Origin of the sequence: Alteromonas abrolhosensis (assembly GCF_001953635.1) — a bacterium.
In the GTDB taxonomy this organism is placed as follows: domain Bacteria; phylum Pseudomonadota; class Gammaproteobacteria; order Enterobacterales; family Alteromonadaceae; genus Alteromonas; species Alteromonas abrolhosensis.
In genome coordinates this window covers 805,948-820,873 of record NZ_MEJH01000003.1, presented here as the reverse complement: position 1 = coordinate 820,873, position 14,926 = coordinate 805,948, and the positions used below count along the sequence as shown (strand labels likewise).

The window sequence follows — 14,926 nt, the reverse complement described above, 5'->3', positions numbered from 1 at the left end:
TGTGGATCAAATCATCATCACTTTGCAGATTAGTACTCAAAAAACAAGAAAACCAAGAGCAAATAATAAAAGGCTAGGGGAATGTTCCGCGGCGCTAACGCAATCAATCTGGATACAAAAGGCAGACTGGCTATACCGACGAAGTATCGTCAGTCGCTGCTGGATGATTGTCAGGGACAACTGGTCTGCACAGTCGATACACAACAAAGTTGTTTGCTACTTTACCCACTTCCCGAATGGGAAGAGATTGAGCTTAAACTCTCTAAACTTTCAAGCATGATCCCAGCCGAGCGTCGTTTGCAGCGATTGCTACTAGGTTATGCTTCTGAAGGTGAGATGGATAAAAGCGGGCGCATTCTTGTCCCTACTCCACTGCGAAGTTTCGCAAAACTCTCAAAAGAAGTCATGTTAGTTGGTCAGTTAAACAAATTCGAAATTTGGGATGCCGATATTTGGGCACAACAAGTTGAAGCTGATATAGACACCGAACGCAAAGGCGAATTTGAACTTACCGAACGATTACAGGACTTTTCTCTATGACGCACCCTAGCGAATTTAAACATATTTCAGTATTGCTTGATGAATGCATCGAAGCCCTAGCGATTAAACCGAACGGTATCTACATCGACGCCACTTTCGGCCGTGGGGGGCACTCAGCACATATTTTGGATGCATTGGGTGAACACGGGCGACTCATCGCCTTTGACCGTGACCCGCAAGCAATCAAAGCGGCAGAACGTTTCGCCGATGATAAGCGTTTTAGCATTATCCACTCACCGTTTGGTGATATGGCAGAAGAAATCGAAGCGCTGGGACTAACCGGTAAGATTGACGGCGTACTCATGGATTTAGGTGTGTCTTCACCACAGCTAGATGATGCCGAGCGTGGCTTTAGCTTCCTTCGTGACGGACCGCTTGATATGCGTATGGACACCTCACGTGGACAAAGTGCTGCAGACTGGTTGGCTAACGCCGAAGAACAAGACATTACGCAGGTTATTAAAGAGTTTGGCGAAGAGAAGTTCGGCAAACGCATAGCCCACGCCATTGTGAACACACGCAAAGAAACGCCTATCACACGCACTGCACAGCTAGCCAAGATCATCGACGAAGCGGTTCCTGTAAAGGATAAGTTTAAACATCCGGCTACCCGCGCATTCCAAGGCATTCGCATTTATATCAATGCGGAGCTGGAGCAACTTCGTGTTGGCCTTAAAGCCGCGACACAGGTGTTGGCGAAAGAAGGTCGTCTTGCCGTTATTTCGTTTCACTCGCTTGAAGACCGTTTAGTAAAACGCTTCATTAAGGATCAAAGTAAAGGGAAATCAGTACCACACAACCTACCGATTACTCAGGCTGAAATAGATGCAGATAAAGTGCTAAAAGCCTTAGGCAAAGCGATAAAACCTTCAGAACAGGAGATTGCGAACAACGTTCGCTCTCGCAGTTCGGTATTACGTGTGGCAGAAAAGTTATGACCAAAGCCGCGCCAGACAAGGCCAGCACTAATTTTAAATTACTGCTAATAATTGTTTCAGATTTGACCCGCAACAAGTTGCGGGTTTTGTTGTATTTAATGGTTATCGTAAGTGCTATGGCGGTAACGCTTAGCAGCCATCACAACAGACAGCAGGTCATTGCCCTTGAAGACCTCATGCAAGAGAAAGATGAGCTGGATGTAGAGTGGCGTAACCTTGTGCTTGAGCAACGTGCGTTAACCGAGCACAACCGCATAGAAAACCTGGTTGAAAAACAATTAGAAATGTACCGTCCAACCGCAGATGATGAAGTAGTGGTGAGGTTAAAATGAGTACAACCGCGCTTTCTCGCCAACGTAAAAAGACCGGTGCAAAACAAAATGTAACGCCAAGCTTAGTGCACTGGCGTTTTGTCGTTGTGCTGGTAGTGATCATGCTGGTGTTCAGCGTGCTCGCCGCCCGTGCGGCCTACATTCAAGTTATTGAGCCAGACGAGCTTATTCAACAGGGCGACAACCGCACACTAAGAACCCGTGATATGCCAACCTATCGCGGGCTCATTACCGATAGAAATGGTGTTGAACTGGCGGTGAGTGTACCTGTTCGCGCCATTTACGCAGACCCTAAAGTTATCCATGAAAACAACGGCTTCGAGGAAGAACGCCGCTGGGAAGCGCTGGCAGATGTACTGCGCCAAGACGTCAATGAACTCAAAGAGAAAGTGGCAAACCCCAAACGCCGCTTTGTTTACTTGCAGCGTCAGGTGTCTCCTGCCATGGCAGAGTACGTTGATAAACTGGACATTCCCGGTATTTATCTTCGTCGTGAAAGTCGCCGCTATTATCCTACAGGCGAAGTTTCAGCGCAGTTAATCGGCGTAACCGATGTTGATGACACAGGGGTTGAAGGCTTAGAGCGCATGTATAACGAGTGGCTAACGGGCACGCCGGGTTCTCGTAAAATACGCCGCGATGCAAAAGGTCGTCAGGTTGAAATCTTGGAAACAAAATCAGGCGAAAAAGCCGGTGACCTGCAGCTGACTATCGATCAGCGTATTCAGGCACTTGCTTATAAAGAAATTAAAGAAGCCATGATTTATTACCAATCAAGCTCGGCTTCCGCCATTGTCATCGATGTAAAAAGCGGTGATGTGTTAGCCATGGTGAATGCACCGTCGTTCAATCCGAATGACAGAAGCGATATTTCTGCACACAGAATGCGTAACCGAGTTATTACCGATGCGTTCGAACCAGGCTCGGCGCTAAAACCGCTGGCGGTACTTACTGCGTTAGAGTTTGGTGAAGTAGAGCCTGAAGATTCGGTAAACACCCACCCAGGATGGATGCGTTTAGGCGGCAGCCTAGTTAAAGATTCGCGTAATTATGGCGAACTAACGCTAGAAGAAATCATTCAGCATTCTTCGAATATGGGTACATCAAAGCTGGCGCTTTCTGTGCCTAAACAGTTCCTGCTTGATACCTATTACAACATGGGCTTAATGAGCGATACCGGGCTGAATATGGCGGGTGAGAGTAGCGGTATTTTCCATGAGCGCAGTCGCTGGTCTGAGTTTGAATTAGCCACGCTGTCGTTTGGATACGGCATTTCTGTGACAACAGCACAGTTGGGGCGTCTTTACGCAACGCTGGCAAACGGCGGTATAAAAACTCCGCTTAATATCATCAAGTCACCGGAACAACCGTCGTGGCAAGCTCAATCAGAACGGGTAATAAGCGAAGAAAACGCAAAAGCCATTGTTCAAATGATGGAAAGCGTCACCCAGCGTGGCGGCACGGCAATTAAAGCCTCGGTACCAGGGTATCGCGTTGCTGGTAAAACCGGAACAAGCCGAAAAGCGGTGGCAGGCGGGTACGGTGAAGAGTACGTCAATATTTTCGCCGGTATTGCACCTGTGTCTGACCCAAGATTAGTGACAATTGTATTGATCAACGAACCCGGCGGTGATTTGTATCACGCGGGGGATACCGCTGCACCTGTCTTTTCATCAATTATGGGTGGCGCGCTGCACATGTTAAACGTTACGCCCGACGACAAGCAGGTTACATCTAGCCGCTTATTGAAAGGAGGTCAAAGTGGTAGTTAGTGCCTTTATTCAAAGTATAAAAGCCTTATTGGCGAAATTTGGTGTAGACGCCCCAGATATCCGTATTGAAGGTTTAACGCTAGACAGCCGAGAAGTGAATACACGCTTGGCTTTTTTGGCGATTAAGGGCCACGAACGCGATGGTCGAGATTTTATACCCCAGGCAATAAGTTTAGGGGCCCGTGTAATTCTGGCGCAAACTGAAGACAGTAGTGCCCATGGTCAGATGGAAATGCGTGACCACAGTGTCATTATCTCCTTGTATGAATTGCCACAAATGCTTTCTGCATTAGCAGCTGCATTTTATGATTATCCTGCCCAGAAAATGACGACGGTAGCAGTCACAGGAACAAACGGAAAAACCTCTACAGTTCAATTGCTTACCCAGCTTAAGGATGCGCTAGGTACGCGTAGCGCAAGCATCGGAACTCTAGGGAGCAGTGTGTTTGAAGGCGATGAAACCCAGTGGTCGAACACGCCGGCGGCAAACACGACGCCCGATGCTATACGTATGCAATATTTGTTGGCAGACTTTGTGCAAAGTGAAGTGCGCCATACGGCCTTCGAAGCAAGTTCTCACGCATTGGTTCAGGGTCGGCTTGGTACAGTAAAAACCGATATCGCTGTTTTCACTAACCTTACTCGAGATCATCTCGATTATCACGGCACCATGGAAGAGTACGGTAAAGCCAAGCGCTTGCTGCTAAAGCAGCCAGGTTTAAAGGCTGTGGTATTAAACGCTAATGATGATGAAAGTAAGAAGTGGGATGGTGCAGCAGATAAGTCGATTACACGCGTCTGGACAGGTATAGACGAAAGTGGTCTGGATGGAAGCGGTGAAAGTGAGTGCTTGCGAGAGCATAACAATCCTCAAAGTCGCCATTGTTTCGCCACAAATGCTTCTTATCATGCCGGTGGATGTAGTTTTGAACTGGTGAGCTCGTGGGGAAGCGCTGCTATTTCGCTGCCGCTATTCGGGAAGTTCAATATCAGCAATGTACTTAGTGCTATAGGTACGTTACTCGCTCAAGGTGAGCGTTTTGAAGACGTGGTTAACGCGGTAAATGCAATCACGCCTGTACCCGGGCGAATGGAAGTTTTCCCTGTAACGGGTGCGGCTAACTTAGTGGTGGACTACGCGCATACGCCAGACGCTCTGGAGAAAGTGCTGTTAAGCGCCAAATTCCATACAACGGGCAAAGTGTGGTGTGTGTTTGGCTGTGGCGGAGACAGAGACAAAGGTAAGCGACCGTTAATGGGGCAGGCTGCCGAGGTTGGTGCTGACGCTATTGTGATCACCACAGATAACAGTCGCAGTGAAAGCCCTGAATCTATCGCCGAGGATATCATTGCGGGTTTGAAGAACTGTGAGCTGGCAGTGTCTATTCCCGATCGCGAGCAAGCTATTCGTCATTGCCTTGAGCATGCGCATGAAAGCGACATCATCATTGTGGCCGGAAAAGGCCATGAAGATTACCAAATTATCGGTGACAAAAAGACTAACTATAACGAACGTGCAGTTGTGGCGCGACTGCAACAGGAGTACAGCAAATGATAACAACAACGCTGTCATGGATAGCCGAAAAGGTTAATGGAAAATTATTGAACGATGCTGCTGACGTTGAAGTATCAGCGGTAAGTACCGATACCCGCACCCTTGAAGATGGCGCAGTTTACTTAGCCTTGAAAGGTCCGAACTTTAATGGCCATGATTTTATTTCAACGGCAGAGAAAGCGGGAGCAAGTGCGGTTATTGCCAGTGAAGACGTAGCGACCTCGTTACCTGTCATCATGGTTGAAGATACCAAAGAAGCACTTGGTCTATTAGGGGCGGCGGTGAAAGCTTATGTGACGCCTAAAACCATTGCCATCACCGGAAGCAGTGGTAAAACCACCGTGAAGGAAATGTGTGCCGCTATTTTGGAGCGAAGAGGCAATGTATTAGCCACAAACGGTAACTTCAATAATGATATTGGTGTGCCGCTAACCCTTTTACGCCTGGAGCCTCAGCATGAATACGCGGTTATGGAGCTAGGCGCAAATCATATCGGTGAAATCGCCTATACCACAAACCTCGTAAAGCCGGACGTAGCGACTATAGTAAACGCCGCCGCTTCTCACTTAGAAGGCTTTGGCAGCTTGCTAGGCGTGGCGCGCGCCAAAAGCGAAATTTTTAAAGGCTTAGGCAGTGACGGTGTGGCGGTAGTCAATGTTGATAGTCAGTTTGCTGAATTTTGGCAGGGCAAACTCAAACAGACCAAAACGCTAACGTTTTCCCCGCAGCAGAAAAACGATGCTGATTTTAAAGCTGAAGATATCATCATTGGATTAGATGGCTGCGCCGCATTTCATTTGGTTTGCCCGCAAGGTGATATGTCTATTCAGCTCACTATTCCTGGCGTTCACAACGTGGGGAATGCTCTTGTCGCTGCGGCATTAACGCTGCAAGTTGGCGCGACATTAGAAAACGTACGCGACGGTTTACTTGCCATGAAGCAGGTCAGCGGGCGCTTGAATGTAAAACAGCTTACCGAACAGGTTCGCCTGTTAGACGATACCTACAACGCCAACGTGGCGTCTGTAAATGCGGCAATTGATACGCTAAGTAGCTTTTCAGGCATTCGCGTTCTTGTTCTAGGCGACATGAAAGAGTTGGGTGAAAAGGCGCGTTATTACCACGAGCAGGTGGGGGAATACGCTAAAGAAAAAGGAATTAATTACCTGTATACCATGGGTGTTTTGAGTCAATCAGCCAGTGCTGTGTTTAATGAAAATAGTGGCCATTTCAGCGATGTTGAAAGTTTGTTGGCCGCAATGGAGAGTGATTTGTTAGTGCAGCAGCGCGATATTTCAATTTTAGTAAAAGGTTCACGCAGTTCCAGAATGGAGCGTGTGGTAGAGGCGGTAGAGGCCTCTGCGCTGGGAAAGCACGATAGCCGTCGGGAGCGAATAGCATGTTAATTTGGCTAGCCGACTGGCTGACACAATTCGATTCAGGGTTTAATGTATTTTCATACCTTACCCTTCGTGCAATTTTAAGCACGCTGACCGCATTGCTTATTGCCATTCTTATTGGCCCTAAGATGATTCGTTACTTGCAGCGTATGCAAATTGGTCAAACCGTACGTGACGATGGCCCGCAAAGCCATTTATCCAAATCAGGCACACCCACTATGGGCGGGTTACTCATACTCGCAGCAATTGTAGTAAGCGGCCTGCTTTGGGCTGACCTTACTAACCGTTATGTGTTGGTAACCCTTACTGTGGTTGTGGCCTACGGTATTATCGGGTTTGTCGATGACTACAGAAAAGTGATCCGCAAAGATTCGAAGGGGCTCATCGCCCGTTGGAAATATTTCTGGCAATCAGTGGTCGCGTTAGGCGTCGCATTTTATCTATACAGCAGTGCCACTATGAGCGCTGAAACTTCGCTGTTGGTGCCCTTCTTCAAAGAAGTGTTTCCGCAGTTAGGTGCATTCTTCATTATCATTACTTACTTCGCCATTGTTGGTACAAGTAACGCGGTAAACCTTACCGATGGATTAGACGGTCTTGCTATTGTGCCTACTATTTTGGTGGCGGGCGCATTCGCCATTTTTGCCTATGTGACAGGTAATGCTAACTTTGCCGAATACCTGAATATTCCTCATATTCCGCTTACCAGCGAGCTGGTAATTGTGTGCACTGCCATGGTCGGTGCAGGCTTAGGCTTTTTATGGTTTAACACATATCCGGCACAAGTATTTATGGGCGACGTTGGCTCACTTGCGTTAGGCGGCACACTAGGCGTGCTTGCTGTATTGGTGCGCCAAGAATTGGTGTTAATCATCATGGGTGGCGTGTTTGTAATGGAAACCGTCTCAGTCATTCTTCAGGTAGGTTCTTACAAACTGCGTGGCCAGCGTATTTTCCGTATGGCACCTATTCACCATCACTATGAATTGAAGGGCTGGCCAGAGCCGCGCGTAATAGTGCGTTTTTGGATCATTTCAATCATTTTGGTCTTGGTAGGTCTTGCTACCCTCAAACTTAGATAAGCGGGAAAGAGATAAACATTAATGTCGTATAACGTACGTGAGCATAGTTATGTAGTCGGTGGCCTGGGTGTTACAGGTCAGGCTTGCGTGCGCTTTTTGTTGCATAAACAGGCAACAGTTAAAGCGTTTGATACCCGTGCTAATTTTACTGCACCTGCTGGTCTTGATACTGACATGCAAGCGTTTATGGCAGAGAAGGTCACTTGCAATGCACTAAGCGAAGATTACTTTAATGGTGTAGACACTTTGGTGTTAAGTCCGGGTCTTGCTTTGAATATTGAACAAGTGGTTTTAGCGCAAAAGTGTGGTGTTGAGGTGATCGGCGACGTGGAATTATTCGCCCGTTTAAATGCCTCCACGAATAGTGCTACGCCAGCTAAGCGCGTAGTAGGTATAACCGGCTCTAACGGTAAAACCACGGTTACTTTATTAGTGAACCATCTGCTCAAAAGCTGCGGCGTAAAAAGCATTGAAGCGGGTAACGTAGGTCGCCCTGTGCTTGAAGCGCTTCAAAGTGATGCAGATGTAGTGGTGATAGAGCTATCAAGTTTTCAACTTGAAACTACGTCTAGCCTGGTGCTTGAAGCTGCTACTGTGCTTAATATTTCCGATGACCACCTAGACCGTCACGGTACCCTTGAAGCCTATATCGATGCCAAGCATCGCATTTTTGATAATGCGAAATCTGCAGTTGTGTGGCGAGACGGTGAGTTTGTAGCACCTTACGAGCAGCTTATTACTGATGCTAAGGGTAATGCCGCATTAAACGCCGTATCTAATGCCGTATCTAGTGCCGCGTCTAATGAAGAGTCGCTAGCGTCAAGAAATATCGTTGAATATGGACTGGGAGAGTCGACCACAGGGTTTGCGATTGCGTCTTTTGACGGTGACGATAGTGCTCGTGACGATGAACAAAGTCTATACATCACGTTCAATGGCGAAAAGCTTATTGCCCTTAGCGATATCCATTTAGCGGGCATGCATAACGTACTAAACATCATGGCTGCATTGGGCATCTGCCTTCAGCTAGGTGTTTCGCCAGAGCTCGCGGTTAAACATCTACACAGTTTCAAAGCTGCACCACATCGCTGTGTGGAAATAGCCCGCGTAAACGACATCCGCTATATCGACGATTCCAAAGCAACCAATATTGGCGCCACTGTCGCGGCCCTTGAAGGAATAGGCCCTACTATAAAGGGGAAACTTATCCTTATTGCAGGTGGTGACGCTAAAGGGGCTGATATGGGGAATCTTACATCGTATCTAAATCAGCACGTTTCTCATGTGTTTGCCTTAGGCAAAGATGCCCATTTGTTTGAAAAGAGTTTTGCGCATACTACCCGTGTGGCAACGATGAAAGACGCCGTAAAAGCAGCAACAAGACTTGCTGCACCTGGTGATGTAGTGCTGCTTTCGCCTGCGTGTGCGAGTTTAGATATGTTTAAGAACTACATGCATCGCGGTGACGTGTTTAAACAAGACGTGCACGATCTCCACAATATACACAGTGAGAACAACGACGCTGTGGAGGCCGCATCATGATGGCTGCCTCTACCAAACTTAGCGCACTATTTGCTGCGAAACACGATGGGCAGCCTTCTGCAACGCACCCTTATGACGTAACGCTGATATTAATTGCGCTCGCGCTGATGAGCATTGGGGTTGTAATTGTAACTTCCGCGTCGATGCCGGTGGCCGATAGGCTGCACGACAATCCGTTCTATTTTGCTATTCGCCACGGTATTTATATTGTTGGGGCGATCGTCGCCGCTATGGTGGTACTGAATTTACCCATGCAGTTTTGGCGCATGACAAATCCCTACCTTCTGCTTGCGGCTATAGCGCTATTGCTAGCAGTACTGGTAGTGGGAAGAACCGTAAACGGGAGCACCCGTTGGTTGGCGATTGGCCCTATAACCATTCAAGCTGCCGAGCCGGCGAAGCTCTTTTTCTTTGCGTATTTGGCTGGTTATCTGGTTCGCCGCTACGAAGAAGTTACCGAGAACCTAAAAGGCTTTATTAAGCCCCTTGTGGTGTTCTTTGTGCTAGCGATGTTGCTACTGCTACAGCCAGATTTAGGTACCGTCGTTGTGATGTTTGCCACCACGATTGGCTTATTGTTTTTAGCCGGTGCACGACTGTGGCAGTTCTTCGCACTGGTGTTTGTAGGCATATTGGCGGTAGTGGCGCTAATCGTGTTTGAAGAATATCGTCTTAAACGAGTGACTTCCTTCTTAGACCCATGGGCAGATCCATTTGGTGCAGGTTATCAGCTTACTCAGTCTTTAATGGCGTATGGTCGTGGTAACTGGTTCGGGCAAGGCCTAGGCAATAGCTTACAAAAGTTGGAGTTCTTACCTGAAGCACACACCGACTTTGTTATGGCTATTCTGGCAGAAGAGCTCGGCTTTGTTGGTGTACTTGCCGTGCTTGGTCTTATTTTATGGATGGTATTACGTGCGCTAAGCATTGGAAACAAGGCACTTGAAAAAGGACGAGCGTTTGATGGTTATCTGGCTTACAGCATTGGCATCTGGTTTAGTTTCCAAACGGCGGTAAATATTGGCGCAAGCGCAGGTATTCTGCCCACCAAAGGGTTAACACTGCCGCTGGTTAGTTACGGCGGCTCGTCACTTATAATTATGTCAGTAGCGGTAGCCATATTACTTCGTATCGATTTTGAATTACGTGTTGATGGCGTACAGGCGATTGGCCGAGGCGACAGCAAATCCGGTAAGAGTAAAGCCCGCCGTAAAAAGCCGATACCAACAAGCGCGTCCAAATCTAAAGCGTCACATACTGAAGGTGATGCGAGCGTAGAGAGCAAGGCCGATGAAGCTGATTTTTCTACGGCGACGGTTGAAGCTAAACCTAGCGTCAAAACATCAAGCGCAGAAGATGAAGGAAAAGCTGGCATTAAAGCTATACTCGCGCGCGTAGCGCAGGAGGCTGACAATGGCTAAGCGTTGCTTGATTATGGCTGGTGGTACAGGCGGGCATGTTTTCCCTGGTCTTGCAGTGGCAAACGCGCTTCGAAATGAAGGCTGGGATATTCATTGGCTAGGCACCGCCGAGCGAATGGAAGCGCAAGTTGTGCCTAAGCACGATATTCCCATTCATTTTATTCCGGTAAAAGGGCTTCGTGGTAAAGGCATCGCGGCACGCTTTGAAGGCGCCATTGCTTTAGTTAAAAGCTTATTTTCAGCAAGACGAATTATAAAGCGTCTTCAACCTGATATCGTGGTCGGATTTGGCGGTTACGCAAGCGGCCCGGGTGGGGTAGCCGCAAAAAGTTTAGGCATTCCCGTTATTGTGCATGAGCAAAATGCCGCGGCAGGCATGACCAATAAGCTTCTTAGTAAAATCGCAAATCGGGTGCTTCTGGGCTTTGAGGATGCGAAAGAACAATTTTCAGGTGGCGCTACTAAGGTGCATACTGTGGGCAATCCTGTTCGAGACGAAATTTGGCAGGTGAAGCCCAAGCCTGTAAACATTGACGCAGACGTTCGTGCAAACACGCTTGAAAGCCGTTTTGAAAACACTAGTGAGCACAAGCAAGGTTTAAATATGCTTGTTGTAGGCGGCAGTTTAGGCGCACAAATTCTCAATGAAACCGTGCCGGAGACTTGCGGGGTGCTAGAAGGTTTATCAATCAAACACCAATGTGGAAAAGGCAACAGTGAAGGTGTCATTAAAGCCTACACGTCGGTGGGCGCAGATATGTCGAAAATCGATGTCAGTGATTTTATTGATGACATGGCCGCAGCTTATGAATGGGCAGACTTTGTTGTCTGTAGAGCCGGTGCGCTTACGGTAAGTGAAGTTGCAGCTGCCGGACGCGCGGCGATTTTCGTACCGCTACCTTTTGCGGTTGACGATCACCAAACAAAAAATGCGCAGTCGTTAGTAAAGCAAAATGCGGCACTGATGATTGCTCAATCTGTATTGAAAGAAAATTTAGGGCAGGCGGTGCGTCAGTGGTTACAACACCCTGAAGGCTGCTTAAAGATGGGGGCTGTTGCGAAAACATGTGCAAGCACTCATGCCACGGAAAATGTAGTAAGCCACGTTAAAAGCGTGGTAGGAGTAGGGGACTAATGGTTTTTAAAACCCCATTTGAAAGCCCGCAAATGCGCAGGGTGAAAAATATATTCTTTATTGGTATCGGCGGTGCCGGTATGGGTGGTATTGCCGAAGTATTACTGAACGAAGGTTATGCTATTGCTGGCTCTGACATTCAAGAAGGGCCAATGACACAGCGCTTAAGCGAATTAGGTGCTGATGTGAAAATAGGCCACCGTGCGGAAAATGTTGAAGGCATGGACGTTATTGTGGTGTCTAGCGCTATCAATGAGCAAAATCCAGAGATTATCGTTGCTCGTGAAAAGCGCATTCCAATTATTCGCCGTGCAGAAATGCTGGCAGAATTGATGCGATTCCGCCACGGTATTGCGGTGGCGGGTACGCACGGCAAAACTACCACAACCAGTTTAATTTCAACGATTTTCGCAGAAGCGGAGTATGACCCTACGTTTGTTATCGGCGGTTTGCTTAACAGTGCTGGTACGAATGCGCGTTTGGGTAAAAGCCGTTATCTAATCGCAGAGGCTGACGAGAGCGATGCGTCGTTCCTTCATTTGCAGCCGATGGTTTCTGTGGTGACCAATATTGAAGCCGACCATATGGATACTTATGGTGGCGACTTCTCAAAGGTGAAAGATACCTTTGTTGATTTCTTGTCGAACCTACCGTTTTATGGTCAAGCCATCGTATGCGGTGACGATGCAAATATCCAAGAAATTCGCCCTCGTATAGGTCGAAGCATTCTTACCTATGGTTTTGAATCACATAATGACTATCGCGCAGAAAATGTTTCTCTGTCATTCGGTAAAGCGAATTTTACGGTCATTCGCCCAGAACGCGAACCGTTAGATATAACGTTGAACCTCACCGGTAACCACAATGTGCTAAATGCCCTTGCTGCTATCGCTGTCGCAACCGACGAAGGTGTAGATGACGACGCTATCATCCGCGCATTAGCCAGCTTTGGTGGAATAGGTCGTCGTTTCGAGCAGTTAGGTACGTTTAATACCAGTAAAGGCGAGGTGTGTTTGGTGGATGACTATGGTCACCACCCAACGGAAGTAAGAGCGACCATCGCTGCGGCTCGTGCAAACTGGCCTGACAAGCGCTTGGTTATGGTTTATCAACCACATCGCTTTACGCGAACCCGCGACCTTTACGAAGACTTTGTTGAAGTACTGTCGAGTGTTGATGCCTTGTTGCTTCTGGATGTTTACGCAGCCAGTGAACAACCTATTGAAGGCGCTGACAGTAAAGCGTTGTGCCGTTCCATTCGTCAGCGTGGTCAAATCGAGCCTGTATACGTAGGTGACAAAGACGCCTTACCAGCTATTTTGGCGAATATCATGCAAGATGGCGACATTGTCATGACACAAGGCGCGGGAAATATCGGACAAATTGCTAAGCTTCTTGCCCGTCATGAATTAGAAGCAACATCGCTTGCAAAGGAAGGGGAATAAGATGTCTAAACCTTCAGTAGGTATGCATTCTCAAAAAACACACTCTCCTGACGAGTATGGAAAAGTTGCTGTACTGCTTGGCGGCGATTCTGCTGAGCGCGAAGTATCGCTTAATTCGGGCAATGCGGTGTTAAACGCGCTTTTGAGACAAGGCGTGGATGCGTTTGCGTTTGATCCAGCAGAGCGACCGCTTACCGATCTTCTCGACCTAAACGTTGATAGAGCACTAATTATGCTACACGGTCGTGGTGGTGAAGATGGCTCTATGCAAGGAGCTCTTCAGCTACTGAAAATCCCCTATACCGGAAGTCGAGTTTTAGGTTCTGCACTGGCAATGGACAAAATTCATACTAAGCAAGTGTGGCAAAGTTTAGGCTTACCCACTGCAAAATATGAAATTGCTGATAAAAGGCACTTTGAAGCTGGTAAGTGCAGCGCTATAATGGATAAATTGGGGAATGAAGTCATGGTAAAACCGGCCAGAGAAGGGTCGAGTATTGGCATGGCAAGAGTGACAAGCGCTAAACAGCTCGAAACTGCCATTCAGGACGCCTTTAAATACGATAATCAAGTCCTGTTAGAGCAGTACATAGATGGCCCCGAGTTCACTGTTTCTGTATTGCAGGGACAGGCGTTGCCGTCTATTCGCATGTCTACTCCACATACATTCTATGATTATGCTGCGAAATATCAGGATAATACAACAGAATACTATTGCCCAAGCGGCTTGTCTGAAGAGCAAGAAGCACAGCTAGCAAAACTAGCATCTCGTGCTTTTGACGCTATTTCTGGCAGCGGCTGGGGTAGAATTGACGTTATGCAGGACAACCAAAGGCAATTTTATTTGCTAGAGGCGAACACAGTGCCTGGTATGACAGAAAAAAGTTTGGTGCCGAAGGCAGCCAAAGTTGCAGGACTAACATTTGACGAACTGGTACTAAGTATTCTTTCTACTAGTTTCGATGACGTTGCAAACAAGGCGTAAACGTGGCTGATACCAATACTAATCAAAAGAAGCCTGCTTCTGAAAAGGGCGGCAAAAGCAAAACGGCAGTGTGGGGCGGCGTCGCTTTCTTACTGTTTGTTATTGCAGGATTGGTATTTGGTGGACTGAAAGCAAACCAGTATTTGCAAGACGAACAGCAAATGCCGGTACAGGTTATCGATTTTTCTGGTGATTATCAGCACATCGATATTGCAAAGCTAGAGCGGTTAATACGCAAGGCGCAGCCTGGAAGCTTTTTTGCGCTTGATGTAAACGAAGTATTTGAACTTGTTGAAGCGCAGCCTTGGGTTTATCGCGCGTCAGTAAGAAAAAAATGGCCAAATACGTTAAAAATTTATTTGGTTGAGCAGCAACCTGTTGCCCAATGGAATGAAGATTTGTTGTTAAACCCCTATGGCGATACGTTTAACGACGAGGGCGTGAAGCTAGACTTACCGCGCCTTTACGGCCCGGGTGGCAGCGAAAAAACCGCCCTTGAGGGCTACAACGCCATGCATGCGCTAATTGCGACAACGGATATGACGTTAGAAGAATTATCCTTAAGCGAGCGATTTGCATGGCAAGTGCAGTTGAAAAACGGCATTAAATTGAATTTAGGACGTCAGGAGTTTATCGATAGGCTACAACGCTTTATTGATGTTTATCCGCTTCTGGCGCAACAAGAGAAGGCGGTGAAATACGTCGACCTTCGCTATGACACGGGCGTAGCAGTCGGATGGAAAGACGACAGCGCCACAGATGAAGAGAGTTAAGGAAAC

13 protein-coding genes are annotated in these 14,926 nt (G+C 47.5%); all 13 read left to right on the top strand.

The features are described from left to right. Nucleotides 1-81 precede the first annotated feature (81 nt). From mraZ to BGK61_RS05620, 13 genes are read left to right on the top strand one after another with little or no spacing between them, the layout of a single operon-like run. Nucleotides 82-540 (top strand): division/cell wall cluster transcriptional repressor MraZ, encoded by a 459-nt coding sequence (gene mraZ, locus BGK61_RS05680; RefSeq protein WP_012519465.1) that lies wholly within the window; start codon nt 82-84, stop codon nt 538-540. After that, entirely contained in the window at nt 537-1,478 is a 942-nt protein-coding gene (gene rsmH / locus BGK61_RS05675) for a 16S rRNA (cytosine(1402)-N(4))-methyltransferase RsmH (RefSeq protein ID WP_076010823.1), read from the top strand. Before mraZ ends, rsmH begins: the two co-directional genes overlap by 4 nt. Further along, nucleotides 1,475-1,810 (top strand): cell division protein FtsL, encoded by a 336-nt coding sequence (ftsL, locus tag BGK61_RS05670; RefSeq protein ID WP_014999277.1) that lies wholly within the window; start codon nt 1,475-1,477, stop codon nt 1,808-1,810. The genes rsmH and ftsL overlap by 4 nt, the downstream gene beginning before the upstream one ends. Beyond that, nucleotides 1,807-3,582 carry a peptidoglycan glycosyltransferase FtsI gene (locus BGK61_RS05665; protein ID WP_014999276.1) on the top strand — a complete coding sequence of 592 codons (1,776 nt, stop codon included), beginning with the start codon at nt 1,807-1,809 and terminating at the stop codon, nt 3,580-3,582. The genes ftsL and BGK61_RS05665 overlap by 4 nt, the downstream gene beginning before the upstream one ends. Beyond that, complete coding sequence (locus BGK61_RS05660; protein WP_076010824.1) at nt 3,572-5,137, top strand: UDP-N-acetylmuramoyl-L-alanyl-D-glutamate--2,6-diaminopimelate ligase; 1,566 nt, start codon at nt 3,572-3,574, stop codon at nt 5,135-5,137. The genes BGK61_RS05665 and BGK61_RS05660 overlap by 11 nt, the downstream gene beginning before the upstream one ends. Then, on the top strand, nt 5,134-6,543 hold the full coding sequence (locus tag BGK61_RS05655; protein ID WP_076010825.1) for a UDP-N-acetylmuramoyl-tripeptide--D-alanyl-D-alanine ligase: 1,410 nt from the start codon (nt 5,134-5,136) through the stop codon (nt 6,541-6,543). Before BGK61_RS05660 ends, BGK61_RS05655 begins: the two co-directional genes overlap by 4 nt. Beyond that, entirely contained in the window at nt 6,537-7,619 is a 1,083-nt protein-coding gene (gene mraY / locus BGK61_RS05650) for a phospho-N-acetylmuramoyl-pentapeptide-transferase (RefSeq protein WP_014999273.1), read from the top strand. The genes BGK61_RS05655 and mraY overlap by 7 nt, the downstream gene beginning before the upstream one ends. Before the next feature lie 21 nt (nt 7,620-7,640). Next, a complete protein-coding gene (gene murD / locus BGK61_RS05645) occupies nt 7,641-9,161 on the top strand; it encodes a UDP-N-acetylmuramoyl-L-alanine--D-glutamate ligase (RefSeq protein WP_076010826.1) in 1,521 nt (506 codons plus the stop codon). After that, nucleotides 9,158-10,582 carry a cell division protein FtsW gene (gene ftsW, locus BGK61_RS05640; protein ID WP_014999271.1) on the top strand — a complete coding sequence of 475 codons (1,425 nt, stop codon included), beginning with the start codon at nt 9,158-9,160 and terminating at the stop codon, nt 10,580-10,582. The genes murD and ftsW overlap by 4 nt, the downstream gene beginning before the upstream one ends. Then, nucleotides 10,575-11,717 (top strand): undecaprenyldiphospho-muramoylpentapeptide beta-N-acetylglucosaminyltransferase, encoded by a 1,143-nt coding sequence (murG, locus tag BGK61_RS05635; RefSeq protein ID WP_014999270.1) that lies wholly within the window; start codon nt 10,575-10,577, stop codon nt 11,715-11,717. The genes ftsW and murG overlap by 8 nt, the downstream gene beginning before the upstream one ends. Then, the gene (murC, locus tag BGK61_RS05630) at nt 11,717-13,162 is read left to right on the top strand and encodes a UDP-N-acetylmuramate--L-alanine ligase (protein WP_076010827.1); all 1,446 of its coding nucleotides are present in this window, start codon (nt 11,717-11,719) and stop codon (nt 13,160-13,162) included. Before murG ends, murC begins: the two co-directional genes overlap by 1 nt. 1 nt (nt 13,163) lies before the next feature. Further along, nucleotides 13,164-14,147: a D-alanine--D-alanine ligase gene (locus BGK61_RS05625; protein WP_014999268.1), complete on the top strand. Its 984-nt coding sequence runs from the start codon at nt 13,164-13,166 to the stop codon at nt 14,145-14,147. Between the two features lie 2 nt (nt 14,148-14,149). Next, a complete protein-coding gene (locus tag BGK61_RS05620; protein WP_014999267.1) occupies nt 14,150-14,920 on the top strand; it encodes a cell division protein FtsQ/DivIB in 771 nt (256 codons plus the stop codon). The last annotated feature ends 6 nt before the right edge of the window (nt 14,921-14,926 follow it).

What these genes read in the sequence shown, in the direction of transcription:
- ftsL (WP_014999277.1), top strand. Translation starts at nt 1,475, where the DNA reads ATGACCAAAGCCGCGCCAGACAAGGCCAGCACTAATTTTAAATTACTG.
- murG (WP_014999270.1), top strand. Translation starts at nt 10,575, where the DNA reads ATGGCTAAGCGTTGCTTGATTATGGCTGGTGGTACAGGCGGGCATGTT.
- BGK61_RS05665 (WP_014999276.1), top strand. Translation starts at nt 1,807, where the DNA reads ATGAGTACAACCGCGCTTTCTCGCCAACGTAAAAAGACCGGTGCAAAA.
- BGK61_RS05655 (WP_076010825.1), top strand. Translation starts at nt 5,134, where the DNA reads ATGATAACAACAACGCTGTCATGGATAGCCGAAAAGGTTAATGGAAAA.
- mraZ (WP_012519465.1), top strand. Translation starts at nt 82, where the DNA reads ATGTTCCGCGGCGCTAACGCAATCAATCTGGATACAAAAGGCAGACTG.
- rsmH (WP_076010823.1), top strand. Translation starts at nt 537, where the DNA reads ATGACGCACCCTAGCGAATTTAAACATATTTCAGTATTGCTTGATGAA.
- murC (WP_076010827.1), top strand. Translation starts at nt 11,717, where the DNA reads ATGGTTTTTAAAACCCCATTTGAAAGCCCGCAAATGCGCAGGGTGAAA.
- mraY (WP_014999273.1), top strand. Translation starts at nt 6,537, where the DNA reads ATGTTAATTTGGCTAGCCGACTGGCTGACACAATTCGATTCAGGGTTT.
- ftsW (WP_014999271.1), top strand. Translation starts at nt 9,158, where the DNA reads ATGATGGCTGCCTCTACCAAACTTAGCGCACTATTTGCTGCGAAACAC.
- murD (WP_076010826.1), top strand. Translation starts at nt 7,641, where the DNA reads ATGTCGTATAACGTACGTGAGCATAGTTATGTAGTCGGTGGCCTGGGT.
- BGK61_RS05625 (WP_014999268.1), top strand. Translation starts at nt 13,164, where the DNA reads ATGTCTAAACCTTCAGTAGGTATGCATTCTCAAAAAACACACTCTCCT.